Origin of the sequence: Serratia proteamaculans (genome assembly GCF_946227095.1) — a bacterium.
GTDB classification, from domain to species: domain Bacteria; phylum Pseudomonadota; class Gammaproteobacteria; order Enterobacterales; family Enterobacteriaceae; genus Serratia; species Serratia proteamaculans_E.
This window is the reverse complement of record NZ_CAMISV010000020.1, coordinates 11,545-31,308: the sequence shown is the minus strand read 5'-3', so window position 1 is coordinate 31,308 and position 19,764 is coordinate 11,545. Positions and strand designations below refer to the sequence as shown.

General features: G+C 54.5%; 18 protein-coding genes. 5 read left to right on the top strand and 13 right to left on the bottom strand.

All coding sequences use genetic code 11. From position 1 onward, the window contains the following. The 10 genes from skp to rpsB all read right to left on the bottom strand — a co-directional run bounded on the left by skp (position 1) and on the right by rpsB (position 10,989). Complete coding sequence (gene skp / locus OC597_RS25345; RefSeq protein WP_261258532.1) at positions 1–498, bottom strand: molecular chaperone Skp; 498 nt, start codon at positions 496–498, stop codon at positions 1–3. Between the two features lie 157 nt (positions 499–655). Beyond that, entirely contained in the window at positions 656–3,061 is a 2,406-nt protein-coding gene (gene bamA / locus OC597_RS25340; RefSeq protein ID WP_261258534.1) for an outer membrane protein assembly factor BamA, read from the bottom strand. Positions 3,062–3,096: 35 nt separating this feature from the next. After that, the gene (rseP, locus tag OC597_RS25335) at positions 3,097–4,452 is read right to left on the bottom strand and encodes a sigma E protease regulator RseP (RefSeq protein ID WP_261258536.1); all 1,356 of its coding nucleotides are present in this window, start codon (positions 4,450–4,452) and stop codon (positions 3,097–3,099) included. A 28-nt stretch (positions 4,453–4,480) separates the two neighbouring features. Then, positions 4,481–5,329, bottom strand: coding sequence for a phosphatidate cytidylyltransferase (gene cdsA, locus OC597_RS25330; RefSeq protein WP_099065008.1), 849 nt, complete (start codon positions 5,327–5,329; stop codon positions 4,481–4,483). Positions 5,330–5,338: 9 nt separating this feature from the next. Continuing rightward, on the bottom strand, positions 5,339–6,097 hold the full coding sequence (ispU, locus tag OC597_RS25325) for a (2E,6E)-farnesyl-diphosphate-specific ditrans,polycis-undecaprenyl-diphosphate synthase (protein WP_219016854.1): 759 nt from the start codon (positions 6,095–6,097) through the stop codon (positions 5,339–5,341). A gap of 278 nt (positions 6,098–6,375) precedes the next feature. Next, positions 6,376–7,572 carry a 1-deoxy-D-xylulose-5-phosphate reductoisomerase gene (gene ispC, locus OC597_RS25320; protein ID WP_262211066.1) on the bottom strand — a complete coding sequence of 399 codons (1,197 nt, stop codon included), beginning with the start codon at positions 7,570–7,572 and terminating at the stop codon, positions 6,376–6,378. 157 nt (positions 7,573–7,729) lie between these two features. Next, entirely contained in the window at positions 7,730–8,287 is a 558-nt protein-coding gene (gene frr, locus OC597_RS25315) for a ribosome recycling factor (protein ID WP_085118535.1), read from the bottom strand. A 123-nt stretch (positions 8,288–8,410) separates the two neighbouring features. Next, complete coding sequence (gene pyrH, locus OC597_RS25310) at positions 8,411–9,136, bottom strand: UMP kinase (protein WP_085118537.1); 726 nt, start codon at positions 9,134–9,136, stop codon at positions 8,411–8,413. A 148-nt stretch (positions 9,137–9,284) separates the two neighbouring features. Beyond that, positions 9,285–10,136, bottom strand: coding sequence for a translation elongation factor Ts (tsf, locus tag OC597_RS25305; protein ID WP_085118538.1), 852 nt, complete (start codon positions 10,134–10,136; stop codon positions 9,285–9,287). Positions 10,137–10,263: 127 nt separating this feature from the next. Continuing rightward, positions 10,264–10,989: a 30S ribosomal protein S2 gene (rpsB, locus tag OC597_RS25300; RefSeq protein WP_020828365.1), complete on the bottom strand. Its 726-nt coding sequence runs from the start codon at positions 10,987–10,989 to the stop codon at positions 10,264–10,266. Positions 10,990–11,345: 356 nt separating this feature from the next. Between rpsB and map the strand changes: the two genes are divergently transcribed. The 4 genes from map (at position 11,346) to OC597_RS25280 (ending at position 16,280) form a co-directional block, all read left to right on the top strand. Further along, positions 11,346–12,140, top strand: a complete 795-nt coding sequence (gene map, locus OC597_RS25295) for a type I methionyl aminopeptidase (RefSeq protein ID WP_012146495.1) — start codon at positions 11,346–11,348, stop codon at positions 12,138–12,140. A gap of 74 nt (positions 12,141–12,214) precedes the next feature. Beyond that, complete coding sequence (glnD, locus tag OC597_RS25290; protein WP_261258556.1) at positions 12,215–14,893, top strand: bifunctional uridylyltransferase/uridylyl-removing protein GlnD; 2,679 nt, start codon at positions 12,215–12,217, stop codon at positions 14,891–14,893. 43 nt (positions 14,894–14,936) lie between these two features. Then, positions 14,937–15,761 carry a 2,3,4,5-tetrahydropyridine-2,6-dicarboxylate N-succinyltransferase gene (gene dapD, locus OC597_RS25285; protein WP_085118544.1) on the top strand — a complete coding sequence of 275 codons (825 nt, stop codon included), beginning with the start codon at positions 14,937–14,939 and terminating at the stop codon, positions 15,759–15,761. Between the two features lie 129 nt (positions 15,762–15,890). Next, on the top strand, positions 15,891–16,280 hold the full coding sequence (locus tag OC597_RS25280) for a DUF3461 family protein (RefSeq protein ID WP_006318690.1): 390 nt from the start codon (positions 15,891–15,893) through the stop codon (positions 16,278–16,280). 161 nt (positions 16,281–16,441) lie between these two features. Here the strand turns inward: OC597_RS25280 and OC597_RS25275 are convergent, their stop codons facing one another. Genes OC597_RS25275 through OC597_RS25265 form a run of 3 tightly spaced genes read right to left on the bottom strand, consistent with a single transcriptional unit; the run spans position 16,442 to position 18,024 of the window. Continuing rightward, positions 16,442–16,891: a flavodoxin gene (locus OC597_RS25275; protein ID WP_176980358.1), complete on the bottom strand. Its 450-nt coding sequence runs from the start codon at positions 16,889–16,891 to the stop codon at positions 16,442–16,444. Between the two features lie 33 nt (positions 16,892–16,924). Next, a complete protein-coding gene (gene truC / locus OC597_RS25270) occupies positions 16,925–17,695 on the bottom strand; it encodes a tRNA pseudouridine(65) synthase TruC (protein ID WP_261258558.1) in 771 nt (256 codons plus the stop codon). Beyond that, positions 17,695–18,024, bottom strand: a complete 330-nt coding sequence (locus OC597_RS25265; RefSeq protein ID WP_165366331.1) for a YqcC family protein — start codon at positions 18,022–18,024, stop codon at positions 17,695–17,697. Before OC597_RS25265 ends, truC begins: the two co-directional genes overlap by 1 nt. Positions 18,025–18,207: 183 nt before the next feature. Between OC597_RS25265 and OC597_RS25260 the strand changes: the two genes are divergently transcribed. Beyond that, positions 18,208–19,446, top strand: coding sequence for an MFS transporter (locus OC597_RS25260; RefSeq protein ID WP_262211065.1), 1,239 nt, complete (start codon positions 18,208–18,210; stop codon positions 19,444–19,446). The last annotated feature ends 318 nt before the right edge of the window (positions 19,447–19,764 follow it).

Sequence of the window (19,764 nt, the reverse complement as noted above, 5' to 3'; positions counted from 1 at the left end):
TTATTTAACCTGTTTCAGCACGTCAGCAGTGATGTCTTTAGAAGTCCCTGCGTAGGCAACTGCGTTAGCATCGATGACTACGTCGTAGCCTTCTTTGCTGGCAACAGATTTCACAGCGTCCTGAATACGGCTCAGGATTTTGTTACGCTCTTCCATCTGACGGCGACGGTTGTCCTGCTCAAAAGCCTGTGCTTTCTGAGAGAACTGCTCGCGCTGTGCCATTACGTCTTTTTCCGCCTTGCTGCGATCGCTGGCTTTCATGGTAGCGCCATCACGCTGCAAACGTTGCATTTTGGTCTGAAGGCTACGCTCCATGTTCTGAAGCTCACCCGCACGGCCTTTAAACTCGTTTTCCAGCTGTTTAGCTACGGCTTCACGAGCCGGCAACTGTTGGAAAATGCTGGAGACGTTAACTACAGCGATCTTATCTGCTGCCTGAACGCCAGCTGAAGCAGCCATTGCTAAACCGAGGCCTGCGGCACACAACCACTTTTTCACTATAAACTCCTTACCATCACCCATTTGTGTCATATGACACTGAAGTACACAATCTGCCAGACTTATCCCGAAAACAATGAGAATCATCTCTCTGTGCTCTGACGGGCGCCTGGCATTTGCGATTCTTAATAACTGCTATGCCCAGAAGCGGGACCTGTTACCAGGTCTTGCCAATGTTAAACTGGAACTGTTCGGACTTGTCGCCTTCGTATTTCTTGATCGGGTTGGCATAGGAGAACACCAACGGACCCAAAGGTGACATCCACTGCAAGGCGATACCGGCAGAAACGCGGATATTGCTCGCTTTACTGTAGTCCGGAATATCGTACATGCTGGTCTGAGCGTCATTCTTCCAGTTGGTATCCCATACCGTACCCGCATCCATGAACAATGAAGTACGCACTGAGTTGGCGTATTTCTCGCTGATAAATGGCGTTGGCGTGATCAGCTCCATACTGGCAACGGCCATGGCGTTACCGCCCACCGCATCGTCCGAACTACACACGGCGGCACCATTGGTACAGGTATACGAGTTAGAATTGTAGTACGCCGCTTTCGGGCCAATGGTGTTGGAACCGAAACCACGCACGGTGCTCGAGCCGCCGGCGTAGAAGTTCTCGTAGAACGGCATTTCTTTGCCGCCCAGACCATCGGCATAACCCAGACGGCCACGACCCAACAGCACCCAGGTGTGGTCATCGTTGATTGGGACGTATTGCACGCTGTCCAGCGTCATTTTGTAGTATTCGTTATCCGACCCCGGAATGGTGACTTTACCATTCAGCGTTGTGCGGTTACCCGAGGTTGGGAAATAGCCCCGGTCAAGGTTATTGTAGGTCCAACCCAGGTTCAGCGTGAAGTCATCGGCAGAATAGCTGGCCCGATCGGTCTTGTTCGGATCCAGACCCATCGAGTCCAGATAACGCCACATGGCAACCTGCGGCTGCATGTTAGACAAGCCGTTATGCACGTAACCCAAGCCGGTGCGCAACGAGTTGTTTTCGTTGATCGGGAAGCCCAGGGTGCCGTCGATACCGTAACTCTTGTTGGTATAATCGGACAGGTCCGCGTCATCGGCTTTAAAGTCGTTGTAGAAGATACGGCCACCCAAACTCACACCGTCAACGGTGAAGTACGGGTTGGTTACCGACAGCTCGGTGTAAGTCTGGTAGTCGTTCTTGGTCCCGCTGATGCCGACGGAATAGCCGGTCCCCAGCCAGTTGTCCTGCTGAACGCCCGCCTGGAAGCTCACGCCGCTCTCGGTGCCGTAGCCGACGCCGAAGTTGAAGGTACCGGTGTTACGCTCTTTCACCTTGTAGGTGACGTCAACCTGATCCGCAGTACCCGGAACGCGCTGGGTTTCCACATCTACCGTTTCAAAATAACCCAAACGGTTCAGACGCTCTTTACCCTGCTCAACCTGAGCGTTGCCCAGCCACGCACCTTCCATCTGACGCATTTCACGGCGCAGTACGGAATCTTTACTGGTGTCGTTGCCTTCAAACTTGATGCGACGCACATAGAAACGGTTACCCGCATCAATGTTCACATGCAACTTAACGGTTTTATCCGCGTCGTTGATTTCAGGCTGGGTAGAAACACGCGGGTAGGCGTAACCATAACGGCCCAACATCGTTTTGACGTTGTCTTCCATCTTGGTCACTTTACTGCCGTTATACAGCTCACCTGGCTCAATCTTGGTCAACTGGGCAACTTCCGCCGAGTGGCCGGCCAGATTGCCGTTTACCACCACGTCGGTGAGCTTGTACTGCTCGCCTTCAGTGATATTGACGGTGATGTAAATGCCTTTTTTGTCCGGCGTCAGGCTGACCTGAGTCGAATCAATATTGAAACGTGCATAGCCGCGGTCCAGATAGAAACTGCGCAGGGTTTCGAGGTCACCCGCCAGCTTTTGTTTCTGGTATTTGCGATCGCCAACCACGTTCCACCATGGCACTTCATCACGCAGTTGGAAGCGTGAGATCAGTTCATCATTGGTGAAGGCATGGTTGCCGACAATGTTGATTTGTTGAATCTTGGCGGAAACCCCTTCCGTGAACACCAGTTTCAGGTCGACACGGTTACGCGGCAACGGCGTGACTACGGCTTTCACCGAGGCACTGTATTTACCGACGCTGTAGTAGAAGTCTTCCAGCCCTTTTTCAATGCTGGATATGGTAGTGCGATCGAGCGCTTCGCCAACCCGAACGCCAGAGGCCTCCAGGTTTTGCTTGAGCATGTCATCTTTCACCGACTTGTTGCCGGAGAAAGTGATGCTGGCAATGGTAGGGCGTTCCTTAACCTGAACAATCAGCGTAGTACCATCGCGCAGCACGCGAACGTCCTCGAAGTTGCCAGTGGCAAACAAGGCACGGATGGTATTACTGATATCATCGTCAGTGACGGTATCGCCTACGCGAACCGGCATGTTGAGTAACGCCGCACCGACGGCGACTCGCTGCAGGCCTTCGAAATGAATATCCTTCACTACGAACCCGTCTGCACCGTATACGGTGGCGCTGCCAAACAGCAGCGACGCTATGAGCAACTTTTTCATCGCCATCGTTGTTATGCGTTCTTCCTAACCTATCCCCGCCCCTAAAGACGAGAAAAATCATTGAAAAGTGCAAGACCCATTAAAAGCACCAACACGATCGAACCTATGCGGTAACTGTAGTCCTGTACTCGCTCGGAAACCGGCCCACCCTTCAGCTTTTCTATCGCCAGGAAGAGGAGATGCCCACCATCTAACACCGGTAATGGGAACAGGTTGATGATACCCAGGTTGACACTGATCAACGCCAGGAACATCAGATAATACACAAACCCGACCCCAGCTGACGCCCCTGCTCCCTGTGCAATCGAAATCGGGCCACTCAGGTTGTTCAGCTTTACATCACCGGTTATTAATTTACCCAGCATTTTGACCGTAAGGCTCATAAGCTGCCAGGTCTTGTCCCCAGCCTGATACAGCGCCGGGAAAGGTCCATACTGGCGAATCGTCTTATATTCGTCCGGCAGCGGCAGCACTTTCGGAATGATGCCTGCAAAACCCACCGATTTGTCTTTTCCCACCGGCTTTGTATCCGGTATCAGCGTCAAAGACAAGGGGGCGCCGTTTCTTTCGATCTCTAAAACCAGCGGTTGCCCAGGGCCGTTATGGATCCGTTTAACCAACGTTTGCCAACGACCCAATAGCTGACCATCGACTTTAACGATCCTGTCCCCCGCTTGTAAACCTGCCTTTTGCGCTGCCGAGTTCGGCTGCACTTCGGCAAGGACAGATTCTATCTGTGGGCCGCGAGGAATAATACCCAGCGCCACCACGGGATCCTGTTTGTCCGGCTCAAAATTCCACTGGCGCAAATCCAGGGTTTTAGTCACCACCCGAGAACTGCCAAACGGCGCGATACCCACTTCGGTTTCTGCGTCGCCAATCTTCGCCACCAGAGCCAGACGAACTGATTCCCAATCAGGCGTTTCGATGCCATCTACGGACTTAAGTTCCATTCCTGGCGAAATTTCAGCGTTGGCCGCTATCGATTGGGGCGCGATTTCACCGATCACAGGACGGAAGCTGGGAACGCCGATAATGAAGACCAGCCAGTAAGCAAGGATAGCAAACAGGAAATTGGCGATAGGACCGGCACTGATGATAGCGGCGCGCTGCCAAACGGTTTTGTTGTTAAACGCCTGATGGCGGAGTTCCGGTGCAACCGAATCAACCCGCTCATCGAGCATCTTTACATAGCCGCCAAGCGGGATCAGGGCAATGACGTATTCCGTGCCCTGACGGTCGGTGCGGCGCCATAAGGCGCGGCCAAAACCGATGGAGAAGCGTTCTACACGGACGCCGCAGCGACGGGCGACCCAAAAGTGCCCGAACTCGTGCACGGTGATTAAAACACCGAGCGCAACAAGAAATGCGACTAAGTTCCAGAGCACGCTAACCATAATCCCTTCACTCCCCGCCATTGACGGATTAAAACACTAACAGCATCAGGCAGGCAAATACAGGCACTGCTGCGGTCAGGCTATCGATACGATCCAGTATGCCGCCATGACCCGGTATCAAATGACCACTGTCTTTGATACCCGCTTCGCGTTTGAACATGCTCTCGGTAAGATCGCCCAGCACAGAAGCCAGCACGGCAATCACCGAACAAATCAGTAAGGTCGTCGGCACCACATTCAGCGGAGCGTACCGGCCAAACAGCCAGGATATCAGGGCTGAAGTAATCAGGCCACCAATCAGCCCCTCCCAGGTTTTCCCCGGAGAAACTTTCGGCGCCAGCTTGTGCTTGCCAAACAGTTTGCCGAACATGTAGGCGCCGGAATCTGCCCCCCAAACCAGTAACATCACATACAGCAGCCACCAGGCGCCGGTGAAGTGGTTCTGTTCATAGCCGAACTGGCGCAACGACAGCATGCCCCAGAAGAACGGCACTATGGTCAGCAGACCGAAAACCAGACGTATCGGGCGTGAGTTACGCCACAGTGCAGCCGAGCCGGGATAAAACAGCACCAGCAACAGCGCTACCAGCCACCAGGCCAGTGACAACCACAGCGGCCCGCCGACCTGAAGCAGATGGACCGACTGGTGATAGGCCGGGATGCTGAGCAACATCAACGCCAGCAGGAAGCCGCACAGTATCGCCAACCAGATGCGCTGCGAGCGGGAGGTAAAACCGGCCAGTTGGCCCCACTCCCAGGCCGCTAACATGCACACCACGAGTGTTACCAGGGCAAAGCCCACCGGCGGCAGCAAAAACAGCGCCGCGATAACAATCGGAATTAAAATCAGAGCAGTTATGAGGCGATACTTCAGCAAAAGTTCCCCCTAGGACGCATCGGCGCCGATAGGTGTTGTTCCCCCGAAGCGACGCTCGCGTTGTGCAAATGCATTCAGCGCACCTTCAAAGACAAGTTCATCAAAATCAGGCCAGAGTACATCAGTAAAGTAAAGTTCGGCGTAAGCAATTTGCCACAGCAAGAAGTTACTGATGCGGTGTTCTCCACCGGTGCGGATCACCAGATCCACCGGTGACAGATCGTTCATACAGACCCGCTCACCCAGTAATTCTTCGCTAATTTGATCCGGACGCAGTGAACCATCCTTCACCTGCTCAGCCAGTTCCCTTACTCCCTGAATAATATCCCAACGGCCGCCATAGTTGGCAGCGATGTTGAGCGTCAGGCCATCGTTATTTTCTGTCAGTTGCTCAGAGCGACGGATCCGCTCCTGCAAACGCGCGCTGAAACGGCTGATGTCGCCGATCACTCGCAATCTGACGTTATGTTTATGCAGGCTTTTTACTTCACTGTCCAAGGCGCGGACAAAAAGCTCCATTAGGGCGGAGACTTCCTGCACCGGACGGTTCCAGTTCTCGCTGCTGAAGGCATAAAGCGTGAGTGCATCCAAATGGTTGTTGGCGGCGAAACTGACCGCACGACGTACCGATTTCACCCCTGCTTTATGACCGAAGACACGTAACTTACCCTGACGTTTAGCCCAGCGCCCATTGCCGTCCATAATAATGGCGACATGCCGTGGCCCCAGAGTGGACAGATTAGCCTCTTGTTGATTTGCGGACGACATAACTCGTACTTATTTCCTCAATAGAAATACAACTGCCCTTCCGGAACATCAGGCCCTTACGCGCAAAAAAAGCCGTGTGCCCGACACGGCTTTTCAGTCTGCCCTGCGACAGCCGGTAATCTGCGCTGCGCTATCGGCATTCGAGATGTCAATCAGGCCATAATTCAACGGTATAACCGCTGAAAGGTGGCGCAGACTATACCACCTCAGCAAGGCCTGAACAAACGGCCCCACTGCGGCACGCGTAATTTGCAAACAAAATAGGATAATTGCCGGTATCAGTTACACAGTGATTTAACCAATCCAACCGCAACCTCACGTGCCTGACGATCTATTTCTAAGACCGCATCAATGCAGGACGGTTCCTGCAGTGACAGCCGTTCGACGACTTTTTGGTTCACTGTCGCGATATCGGTAAAGCGAATCTGTTCCTGCAGGAAAGCCGCCACGGCCACTTCGTTGGCCGCGTTCAGCGCGGTGGTTGCCGCCTGCCCCGCATCAAAGGCCTCAATCGCCAGATACAGGCAAGGGTAACGCTCCCGCTCCGGTTCGGCAAAGGTCAGCGACCCGATGCGGCAGAAATCCAGCGCTTCCACACCGGAATTGACCCGCTGCGGGTAAGCCATCGCATGGGCGATTGGCGTACGCATATCCGGCGTGCCCAACTGGGCCAACACGCTGCCGTCGGTGTAACGCACCATGGAGTGGATCACCGACTGCGGATGCAGAATCACTTCCATTTGTTCGGCCGAGGCGTTAAACAGCCAACGGGCCTCGATATATTCCAGTCCTTTGTTCATCATGGTGGCGGAGTCTACCGAGATCTTGCGCCCCATCGACCAATTTGGATGGGCACAGGCCTGATCCGGCGTCATCGTGGCAAACTGATCCAGCGGCGTGGTACGGAACGGGCCGCCGGAACCGGTAAGCACAATGCGCGACACACCATGACTTTCTAATGAAGAGTATCCCAACTGACGCTGAATGCTCTCAGGCAAACTCTGAAAAATGGCGTTATGTTCGCTGTCCAGCGGCAGTAATTGCGTCTTGCTTTGCTGCACCGCGTCCATAAACAGACGCCCGCAGGTCACCAGCGACTCTTTGTTCGCCAGCAGTACCTGCTTACCGGCACGGATGGCCGCCAGCGTAGGCAGTAGACCGGCAGCGCCAACAATGGCTGCCGTAATCTGATCGACGTCGTCCAGTGCCGCCAACTCACAGGCGGCCTGCTCGCCCGCCATCACCTCGGTGGCAATACCGTTTTCCGCCAGCACAGTACGCAGTTCACGCGCTGCGCCTTCGTCGGCCATCGCGGCATATGCCGGGCGAAACTCTATGCACTGTTGCGCCATGACCGCGACATTGCGGCCGGCAACCAGCGCTTTAATCGCAAAACGGTCGGGATTTTCCCTGACCACGGCCAGGGTACTGGTCCCCACTGAGCCGGTGGAGCCAAGAATAGTCAGTTGCTTCATGAGCTCACTCTGAATAACTGTCTGATGAGATCGGAGGTGTTCCAGTGTGTAACCTTGGCCACCACTTGTCCATGATCAATCAGTACGATGAAACGGGATCTGCGCCACAAAAAACAAAGCGCCGCCCAGGCGACGCTTTTTTTCTGCGCGATACTGATTAGAAATCCATCAGCTCTTTTTCTTTATCCGCCAGAGCGGCATCCAGAAGTTTGATGTAAGCATCGGTCAGTTTCTGAACGTCGTCCTGTGAACGACGATCTTCATCTTCGCTGATTTCTTTGTCTTTCAGCAGCGCTTTAACTTTGTCGTTGGCATCACGGCGCACGTTACGTACCGCCACACGGCCCTGCTCTGCTTCGTTACGGACGACTTTGATCAGATCTTTACGACGTTCTTCCGTCAGCGGAGGCAGTGGAACACGGATCACGCTGCCGGCTGAACTTGGGTTCAGCCCGAGGTCGGAAGACATGATGGCTTTTTCTACCGCTGAACCCAGGGAGCGATCAAACAGGTTGATTGCCAGGGTACGGGAGTCTTCAACGGTCACGCTAGCCAATTGACGCAGCGGTGTGGCGGAACCGTAGTACTCAACCATGATGCCGTCCAGGATGCTTGGAGAAGCACGGCCGGTACGGATTTTGCTAATTTGGGTTTTGAATGCTTCTACGCTTTTTTCCATGCGTGAATCAGCATCTTTTCTGATTTCATTAATCACGTTGCGAGCCCTTGAAAGCTGGATACTTGGCAGGCCATACCAACGTACAGCCCGTGAATTTTACTCGAGGAGAGCGCACAACGTTCGGCGTTATCCGCTCCCGCTAAATTTGGCAGAACAGCTTTATTTGCCGATCAGCGTGCCTTCGTTTTCACCCATTACTACCCGGCGCAGTGCACCTGGCTTGTTCATGTTGAATACGCGGATTGGCAGACCGTGATCGCGAGCCAGCGTAAATGCCGCCAGGTCCATCACTTTCAGCTCGCGCTCCAGCACGTCCTGATAGGTAATATGTTCGTACAATGTGGCATCCGGATTTTTAACCGGGTCAGCGGAGTATACACCATCCACTTTAGTTGCTTTCAATACCACATCCGCTTCGATCTCAATCCCGCGCAGACAGGCAGCAGAATCGGTGGTGAAGAACGGATTACCGGTACCGGCGGCAAAGATCACTACGCGGTTATTACGCAGCAGGCTGATCGCCTCGGCCCAGCTGTAGTTGTCGCATACGCCGTTCAACGGAATTGCCGACATCAGGCGGGCGTTCACATAGGCACGGTGCAGTGCATCACGCATAGCCAGTCCGTTCATCACGGTAGCCAGCATTCCCATGTGGTCGCCCACTACGCGGTTCATGCCGGCTTGTGCCAGGCCCGCACCGCGGAACAGGTTACCGCCGCCAATAACTACACCGACCTGAATTCCCAGTTCGACCAGCTCTTTCACTTCCTGAGCCATGCGATCCAAAACGCTAGCGTCGATACCAAAACCTTCTGCGCCTTGCAGGGCTTCGCCACTCAGTTTAAGCAGAATACGCTGATATACGGGTTTTGCATTGGTTGCCATGGTGATCTGTCCTAAGAAGCAGTATTAGTATTGGGGATTTCAGCCGATGAAACGCGCCTGTGCTGTGTATCATGCCACAGGGCTTGCCACCGGTGTAATTCTGGCTGGATAAAATGGAACCGCCAGACGGCGGCTCCATTAACAGTCATTAAGACTGCTTGCTCATTGCTGCAACTTCAGCAGCAAAGTCGTTCTCAACTTTAGCGATGCCTTCGCCCACTTCGAAGCGGATGAAGTTAACCACGTCAGCGTTATGCTCTTTCAGCACCTGGCCAACGGTTTTGCTTGGTTCGATTACGAAAGGCTGACCGGTCAGAGAAACTTCGCCGGTGAATTTCTTCATGCGGCCTTCAACCATTTTCTCTGCGATTTCTTTCGGCTTGCCAGACTGCATGGCGATGTCCAACTGAACCTGGTACTCTTTTTCTACCACTTCAGCAGACACATCTTCAGGCTTAACGAATTCAGGCTTGCTTGCCGCAACGTGCATGGCAATTTGCTTAACCAGCTCTTCGCTAGCGCCTGTAGCTGCGATCAGAACGCCGATACGCGCACCGTGCAGGTAGCTACCCAACACTTCGCCTTCCAGGGAAGCAACGCGACGGATGTTGATGTTCTCACCGATTTTCGCAACCAGCGCTACACGTTCTTCTTCGAACTGTGCTTTCAACACTTCAACATCAGTGATTTTGCCGGCAAAAGCAGCATCCAGCACTTTGTCAGCGAATGCCTGGAAACCAGCATCTTTAGCTACGAAGTCAGTCTGGCAGTTAACTTCCAGAATCAGACCGTAGTTGCCTTCAATCTTGGTTTTGATCACGCCGTCAGCAGCTACGTTGCCTGCTTTTTTCGCCGCTTTGATCGCACCAGATTTACGCATATTTTCGATTGCCAGCTCGATGTCGCCGTTAGACTCAACCAGAGCTTTCTTACAATCCATCATGCCAGCGCCAGTACGCTCACGCAGTTCTTTTACCAGAGCAGCAGTAATATCAGCCATTTCTTTTTCCTCGGTTATCTCGCGTGGAGACAGTCTCATTCAGATAAGCAAAGGGGGCCTATAAAGGCCCCCCTAACCAACATATTCAATACCTGGTTAATAAGGGCTCAGTGACGAGCTTGCCTTATTATTCAGCTTCTACGAAGCTTTCTTCCGCTTGAACGGCCAGATCTTGAGAACGACCTTCACGGACGGCGGCAGCAACGGCAGTCAGGTACAATTTGATTGCACGGATTGCATCGTCGTTACCAGGGATGATGAAGTCAACGCCGTCTGGATCGGAGTTGGTATCAACGATAGAGAATACCGGGATACCCAGGTTGTTGGCTTCTTTGATCGCGATGTGTTCGTGATCAGCATCGATGACGAACAGAGCGTCAGGCAGACCACCCATGTCCTTGATACCACCCAGGGAGTTTTCCAGCTTGGCCAGTTCGCGAGTACGCATCAGCGCCTCTTTCTTGGTCAGCTTGTCAAAGGTGCCATCTTGAGACTGGATTTCCAGATCTTTCAAACGCTTGATTGACTGACGAACGGTTTTCCAGTTAGTCAGCATGCCGCCCAACCAGCGATGGTTCACGAAGAACTGGTCGCAGGTGTTAGCATATTCTTTTACCGCTTCGCTTGCTGCGCGCTTAGTACCAACGAACAGGATCTTACCTTTACGGGAAGAGATCTTGGTCAGTTCAGCCAGTGCTGCGTTGGCCATTGGTACAGTTTTTTCCAGGTTGATGATGTGAACCTTGTTACGTGCGCCGAAGATGAAAGGCTTCATTTTCGGGTTCCAGTAACGGGTTTGGTGACCAAAGTGTACACCGGCCTGGAGCATGTCGCGCATGGAAACAGTTGCCATGATTAAACCTCTATAGAGTTAGTTGGGGTTATGCCTCCACGTATCCCATAACGCCGACCCTGGCGGTGATAAATCACCTCAGGGCACCCCGGCGGATGTGCCGATACGTGTGTGTTATTTACACAAAGTGAGTGCAGTTAAAGTATTTTCGGCCTTTTCCGTCATTATCACAAGGACGAAGAGCGGATCTGCCGGCGCGCTTTATACCATAAACCCGCCCCCGACACCAACTTTTGTTGCCAACCAAAGTCCGGCGAGAAATCAAATTTGGCAGCCTCAGGCCGGGCTGATACCATAAGAGACTGCTTCTTATTTCTTTCTGTTGTCGGCGAGCACGACACCTGCGGACGAATTTCATGGCAATTTCAATTAAAACACCTGATGACATCCAAAAAATGCGCGTGGCCGGCCGATTGGCTGCCGAAGTGCTGGAAATCATTGAGCCGCACGTCAAACCTGGCGTAACGACCGGCGAACTGGATCGTATCTGTCACGATCACATCACTAACCAGCAGCAGGCCATTTCTGCCTGCCTGGGCTACCACGGCTTCCCGAAATCCGTGTGTATCTCGGTGAACGAAGTGGTATGCCACGGCATCCCAAGCGATGACAAAGTCCTGAAAGACGGCGACATCGTTAATATCGACGTCACCGTGATCAAAGACGGTTTCCACGGCGACACATCTAAAATGTTCATCGCCGGCAAACCGACCATTCTGGGCGAGCGCCTGTGCCGCATCACTCAGGAAAGCCTGTATCTGTCACTGAAAATGGTGAAGCCGGGCATCCGTCTGCGTACTCTGGGCAAAGAGATCCAGAAATTTGTCGAAGCCGAGAATTTCTCGGTGGTGCGCGAGTACTGCGGCCACGGCATTGGCGAAGTGTTCCACGAGGAACCGCAGGTGCTGCACTATGACGCTGACGACGGTGGCGTGGTGTTGCAAGCCGGTATGGCTTTCACCATCGAGCCGATGGTCAACGCCGGTGATTACCGCATCCGCACCATGAAAGACGGCTGGACGGTAAAAACTAAGGATCGCAGCTTGTCGGCGCAGTACGAGCATACTATTGTGGTCACAGATAACGGCTGCGAGATAATGACGTTGCGCAAGGATGACACCATCCCCAACATCATTACGCACGAGATGTAAGCGCCGCGGCGTTTTGCCGCGATGCATGATGTCACAGGCCGGCTTTTGCCGGCCTTTTTTATGGGCTGCGTACTATGTCTGAAAACTTTCGCCAACAAGACACCTCGGTCATTATGCAACAGGCCGTGCCGGAGCAGCCTGAATATCCCAACGCCTATGGCGATGAGGAAATTAACTGCATCGCGCTAAAACAGCGCCTGGAACAGTTCCAACTGTGGCTGGCGGCGGCATTCAACGCCGGCTCCAGCGCCGAAAGCCTGGTGGCCGCCCGCAGCGACTTTATCGACCGCCTGCTGCGCCGTCTGTGGATCTACCATGGCTTTGAGGATATCCCGGAAACCGCACTGGTTGCCGTCGGTGGCTATGGCCGTGGTGAACTCCACCCACTCTCGGACATTGACGTGCTGGTGCTCAGCCAGCGCCGCCTGAATGAACAGCAATCCCAACGCGTGGGGGAATTTATCACCCTGCTGTGGGATCTGAAGCTGGAAGTGGGCCACAGCGTGCGAACGCTGGAAGAGTGCCTGCTGGAAGGGCTGGCGGACCTGACCGTCGCCACCAACCTGATTGAGTCGCGGATGATCTGCGGCGATGTCGCGCTATTCCTGCAAATGCAAAAACATATTTTCAGCGATGGTTTCTGGCCCTCGCCGCAATTTTTCCACGCCAAGGTGGTTGAGCAACAGGAACGCCATCAACGATACCACGGCACCAGCTACAACCTGGAGCCGGATATCAAGAGCAGCCCCGGCGGCTTGCGCGATATTCACACGCTGCTGTGGGTGGCGCGTCGTCACTTTGGCGCTACCTCGCTGGACGAAATGGTCGGTTTCGGCTTTCTCACCCAAGCCGAACGCAACGAGCTGAACGAATGCCAGAGCTTCCTGTGGCGTATCCGTTTCGCACTGCACCTGGTGCTACCGCGCTACGACAACCGCCTGCTGTTCGATCGCCAGCTCAACGTGGCACAGCTGCTGCGTTATGAGGGAGAAGGCAACGAACCGGTTGAACGCATGATGAAGGACTTTTATCGCATGACGCGCCGCGTCGGCGAATTGAATCACATGTTGCTGCAGTTGTTCGACGAGGCCATTCTGGCGCTGGATGCCACGGAAAAACCCCGGCCGTTGAACGATGATTTCCAACTGCGCGGTGATTTGATCGATCTGCGTGACGAGACGCTGTTCATCCGTCAGCCAGAAGCCATCATGCGGATGTTCTACCTGATGGTGCGCAACCGCGAAATCAAAGGTATTTATTCCACCACCGTGCGCCAATTGCGCCACGCTCGTCGCCATCTGAAGCAGCCGCTGTGCACCATTCCGGAAGCGCGTGAGCTGTTTATGGCCATTCTGCGCCACCCTGGCGCGGTCTCTCGGGCATTGGTGCCGATGCATCGCCACAGCGTACTGTGGGCCTACATGCCACAGTGGGGCAAGATCGTCGGGCAAATGCAGTTCGACCTGTTCCACGCCTACACCGTTGACGAACACACCGTTCGCGTCCTGCAGAAGCTGGAAAGCTTTGCCGATGCCGAAACGCGACCACGTCATCCACTGTGTGTGGAGCTGTATCCCCGCCTGCCGAATCCGGAACTGCTGCTGCTGGCCGCGCTGTTCCACGATATCGCCAAAGGGCGCGGTGGCGACCACTCGATCCTCGGCGCGGAAGATGCACTGGAGTTCGCCGAACTGCATGGCTTGAACTCCCGCGAAACCCAACTGGTCGCCTGGCTGGTACGCTGCCATCTGTTGATGTCGGTGACCGCCCAACGCCGTGACATCCAGGATCCGACCGTTATTCAGCAATTCAGCGCCGAAGTGCAGAGCGAAACCCGCCTGCGTTATCTGGTCTGCCTGACGGTGGCAGATATCTGCGCCACCAACGAAACCCTGTGGAACAGTTGGAAACAGAGCCTGTTGCGTGAACTGTACTTCGCCACCGAAAAACAGCTACGCCGCGGCATGCAAAATAGCCCGGACCTGCGCGAGCGCGTGCGTCATCATCGCCTGCAGGCGTTGGCACTACTGCGTATGGACAATATCGACGAGGAAGCGCTGCACCGAATTTGGAGCCGCTGCCGCGCCGATTACTTCCTGCGCCACTCGCCCAATCAGTTGGCCTGGCACGCTCGTCACTTGCTGGCCCATGACTCCACCAAACCGCTGGTGCTGGTCAGCCGACAGGCAACGCGTGGTGGCACCGAAATTTTCATCTGGAGCCCGGACCGTCCGTACCTGTTTGCCGCCGTGGCCGGCGAGATGGATCGTCGCAACCTGAGCGTACATGACGCGCAGATCTTCACTAACCGCGACGGCATGGCGATGGACACCTTTATCGTGCTGGAACCGGACGGCAGCCCGCTGGCTCAGGATCGTCACACGGCGATCCGCCACGCGCTGGTGCAGGCCATTACTCAACGGGAGTATCAGCCGCCGCGCGTGCGCAGGCCATCTTCCAAGCTGCGCCATTTCAGCGTGCCGACCGAAGTCAGCTTCCTGCCGACCCATACCGACCGCCGCAGCTATCTGGAACTGACCGCACTCGACCAACCTGGCCTGCTGGCCCGGGTCGGTGAAGTGTTCGCCGATCTGGACCTGTCGCTGCACGGCGCACGCATCTCCACTATCGGCGAGCGGGTTGAGGATTTATTTATTCTGGCCGACAGTGATCGACGCGCCCTTAACCCGGAAACGCGCAGAAAGTTGGAACAACGGTTGACAGAGGCCCTCAATCCAAACGATAAAATGTGATACAAGTAACCTTTTCGTAGACAACATCAGGACAGAGAACAGCATGCAGCAATTACAAAACGTTATTGAAAACGCCTTCGAACGCCGTGCGGAAATCACCCCGGCGAACGCAGACACCGTAACGCGCGAAGCGGTAAACCAGGTGATCGGCCTGCTGGACAGCGGCGCCCTGCGCGTTGCCGAGAAGATTGACGGTCAGTGGGTAACGCATCAGTGGCTGAAAAAAGCCGTGCTGCTTTCTTTCCGCATCAATGACAACAAAGTAATGGACGGTGCCGAAACCCGTTATTACGACAAGGTGCCGATGAAGTTCGCTGATTACGACGAAGCGCGCTTCCAGAAAGAAGGCTTCCGCGTAGTACCGCCAGCCACCGTACGCCAGGGTGCGTTCATCGCCCGTAATACCGTGCTGATGCCATCCTATGTGAACATCGGTGCCTACGTTGACGAAGGCAGCATGGTGGATACCTGGGCTACCGTCGGCTCTTGTGCGCAGATCGGTAAAAACGTTCACCTGTCCGGCGGCGTCGGCATCGGTGGCGTACTGGAGCCACTGCAGGCCAACCCGACCATCATTGAAGACAACTGCTTCATCGGCGCACGTTCGGAAGTGGTTGAAGGCGTGATCGTGGAAGAAGGTTCAGTGATCTCCATGGGCGTGTACCTGGGCCAAAGCACCCGTATTTACGACCGTGAAACCGGCGAAGTGCACTACGGCCGCGTCCCGGCCGGTTCGGTGGTGGTTTCCGGTAACCTGCCGTCCAAAGATGGCTCTTACAGCCTGTATTGCGCGGTTATCGTCAAGAAAGTCGATGCCAAGACGCGCGGTAAAGTCGGCATTAATGAGTTATTACGCACCATCGACTAAAATAGACATGGCGGGTTAATCACCCGCCATTTTTTTATCTTCATTACGTGAGCAGTCACAGTCTCTGGCGCGGTTATTCGCCATAATCCCAGACCGTGGAATATAGTCTATTTATAAGGTGGCGCTATTATGTATGACAACCTGAAAAGCTTAGGAATCAATCAACCGGAAGATGTCGATCGCTATAGCCTGCGTCAGGAGGCCAATAACGACATTCTTAAGATTTATTTCCGCAAGGATAAAGGCGAGTTCTTTGCCAAGAGCGTGAAATTCAAATATCCGCGCCAACGCAAAACGGTAGTGGCGGACAACGCCGGCCAGGGTTACAAAGAAATCCACGAAATTAACCCGAATCTGCGTTACGTCATTGATGAGCTGGATCAGCTATGCCAGCGCGATCAGGTGGAAGTGGATCTGAAGCGCAAAATTCTTGATGACCTGCGTCATCTGGAAGGCGTGGTCTCTCACAAGATTGCCGAGATCGAATCCGATCTGGAAAAACTGACTCGCGGTAAATAAGGGTTCAGCGAACTGGATCTACTGGACTTCATTTTTACCCTATGAATTTCGAGTTGCAGCTAGGCAGCCAGCTTGCTCATCCCCAGGCGCTTACTTAAGTAAGTCACTGGGGTGTGCAAGTACAGCTAACAACGCTGCAACTTGAAAGGCGACGGGTAAATCTATTTCAGCAACGTGCCCCATTTTTCGACCCACGGGCAAGAAACCACTTCCGGTTCCGGCTGTTCCATCGCATCGATTTCCAGCACCTCACCCACGCGGGTGGCACCCTGCTCCTGCAACAGCGCATCAAACGCACGCCCGGCACCGCAGAAATTGTCATAGCTGCTGTCACCCAGCGCGATCAACCCATAGCGCAGCTCCGGTTGGTAGCCGACCTGGTCACGGATGGCGTGGAACAGCGGTGCAATGCTGTCCGGCAAATCGCCCTGGCCCGTAGTTGAGGTGATCACCAGCGCATGGTGCTGACGGTAAAACTGCCAGGCCTCAAGCGTGCCCTCTTCAAACAGTTTGACCTCATGGCCCTGCTCGCTGAGGATAGTTTCAGCTTCTTCCGCCACCAATAATGCGTTGCCGTAGACCGTTCCCACGAAGATTCCAACCTGAGCCATTGCCCCTACTCCCTTCAATACCTTTGAAAATGATCAGTTATCCTGACCGCAAGCCGGGGGAAACTCAACCCTGGCAAGCTCAGGGATACTCTCTGTCCAGCCAAACTGTGACATGACGCCCTGCCAGCGTTCATCCCAGCGCGCGGAAAGATGCAGCGGCTCACCGGTCACCGGATGATTCAGTTGCAGATGACTGGCATGCAGCATCAGGCGTGGGCAGCCAAAATGCTGGGCCATACCCCGGTTCTGGTTCAGGTCGCCGTGTTTACTGTCGCCAATGATCGGATGGCGGATATGCACCATATGGCGGCGCAACTGGTGCTTGCGGCCATTTTCCGGCTTCAGTTCAACCAGGCTGTAGCGCGCACTTTCGTAACGGCCAATCGCCACCGGCATCTCAACCTGTGCCAACGGCCGATAATGAGTGACGGCCGGCTGTGGGCCTTTGTCCTTCGAAGCAAACTTGTCGGCGATCTTGTCCAGCTCTTCCGTCAGCGGATAATCGATGGTAGCGCCTTCCAGCACGTAACCCCGCACCACTGCATGGTAGGTTTTCTGCATCTGATGCTGTTCAAACTGCTGCGACAGCAGCCGTGCCACCTCGCTCGACAGCGCCATTAACAGCACCCCGGAGGTCGGCCGATCGAGGCGGTGCACGGTATATACGTGCTGGCCAATCTGATCGCGCACGGTTTGCATCACAAACTGGGTTTCATGGCGATCCAGCCAGCTGCGGTGTACCAACCACCCAGAAGGCTTGTTCACCGCCACCAAATGCTCATCCTGATAAAGAATCTCAAGCATTATTGCGGCTCTTTATTCAGCATTTGATCCAGACGCTGCAACAGCACCAACAGCGGCATGCAGTTAGGATCATTATCTTTCAACGCCTCTTCAAAGTAAGGCGTGATAGCAAAACGCGTCGGCAGCGGCGCTCCCGCATCCAGCAACGCATACATGCGTGGCAGAAAGACCCACTGTAGCCAGGCTTCGGCCGACATGCTGTCTATGCAAAACGGCTCGGGGCTGGCGAAGGCTTCAGGCTCGGGCGGCATAGCTTGCCACAGCGCCAACTCTCGCATTGACTGTTCAATCGCCTGCAAACTATGGCGAACCTGATTTTGTATACTCATCTGCATTCCCGATCTGTTTAAACCATGATATTCAGCGGCGCGGCTGAAAGGCGGCAAAGCATAGCATTTTACTTTTTATAGCCCAAATCCAGCTGAATTGATGGCATGGATATATTTGAACTGGTGGCCGGCACGGCCACACGGCACAATAAGTTCACCGAATAAACCACACAGATTAGACAGATGCCCGCAATCACACCGACAAAAAATCACGCCACGCCCGGCAAAGCCATGCTGGCTTCGGTCACCGGCTACGCCATGGACGGCTTTGACCTGCTGATCCTCGGCTTTATGCTGCCAGCCATCAGTATTGAAATGGGGCTAAGCGCCTCCGCCGCTGGTTCACTGGTCACCTGGACGTTGATCGGTGCCGTACTGGGCGGCGTGATTTTCGGCCACCTCAGCGATCGCTTTGGCCGTATCCGGGTGCTGACCATCACTATCCTGATGTTCTCATTGTTTACCGGTCTGTGCGCGCTGGCACAGGGCTACTGGGATTTGCTCGCCTACCGCACACTGGCGGGGATCGGGCTCGGTGGTGAATTTGGTATCGGCATGGCGCTGATCGCCGAAGCCTGGCCGGCGGAAAAACGCAATCGCGCCTCGGCCTATGTGGGCATGGGTTGGCAGCTTGGCGTGCTGGCAGCCGCCTTCCTCACCCCACTGTTGCTGACGCATATCGGCTGGCGCGGCATGTTTCTGGTCGGGTTGCTGCCAGCGCTGGTGTCATTCCTGATCCGCCGCACCCTGGGTGAGCCGGAAGAGTTTGTCCGCCAGCAAAACAGCGGCCAACAACTGTCGTTCACTCAACGCGTGCGGCTACTGTTCAAAGACCGGGCCACCAGCAAGGCCAGCATCGGCATTTTTATTTTGTGCTCGGTGCAAAACTTCGGTTATTACGGACTGATGATTTGGATGCCCACCTACCTGGCAAAAAACTTCGGTTTCTCGCTGACCAAATCCGGCCTGTGGACCGCCGTCACGGTGATCGGCATGACCTTCGGTATCTGGCTGTTTGGCGTATTGGCCGATCGCTTCACCCGTTGGAAGATTTTTATCTGCTATCAGATAGGCGCAGTGGTGATGGTGGTTGTCTATGCGCAGCTTAGCGACCCCACGTTGATGCTGTTTGCCGGGGCGCTGATGGGGTTGTTCGTGAACGGTATGATTGGTGGCTACGGTGCGTTGATTTCCGATACCTATCCGGTTCAGGCCCGTGCCACTGCGCAAAACATCCTGTTTAATCTGGGGCGCGGCGTCGGCGGGCTGGGGCCATTGGTGATCGGTGCCCTGGTGACCCAAATTTCCTTCACTGCGGCTATCAGCCTGCTGGCGGCTATTTATCTGCTGGATATCTACGCCACACTGTTCCTGCTGCCGAAAAAACAGGGCAATGGCGATACACTGGGAGCGATTGGTTAACAACTGAGATGAATTTGAGCAGGGGTAAGCATCCTGGATGCTTAAAACTTGACCTCGTATAAAAGTTGAGGGCACTGCGCTAACAGTGCCCTCGGTTCGTTTTATAGCAGTCCCGCTACACAGTGTGCTCCCTGCTCAATCCTTGAAAACTTTTCCTGCGGCCATCCTGACCAAAACCATCCTGGCTCTATCCTGTAGCATCATCCTGACGCGATTCCTCAGTCTTCATGACCCGCCAACCATCCTGTGCCGGCTCTCAATCTCCATCCTGGAGGTGTCCCTGGTTTCAATCCTGAAACATCCTTGGCATCTCCTGAC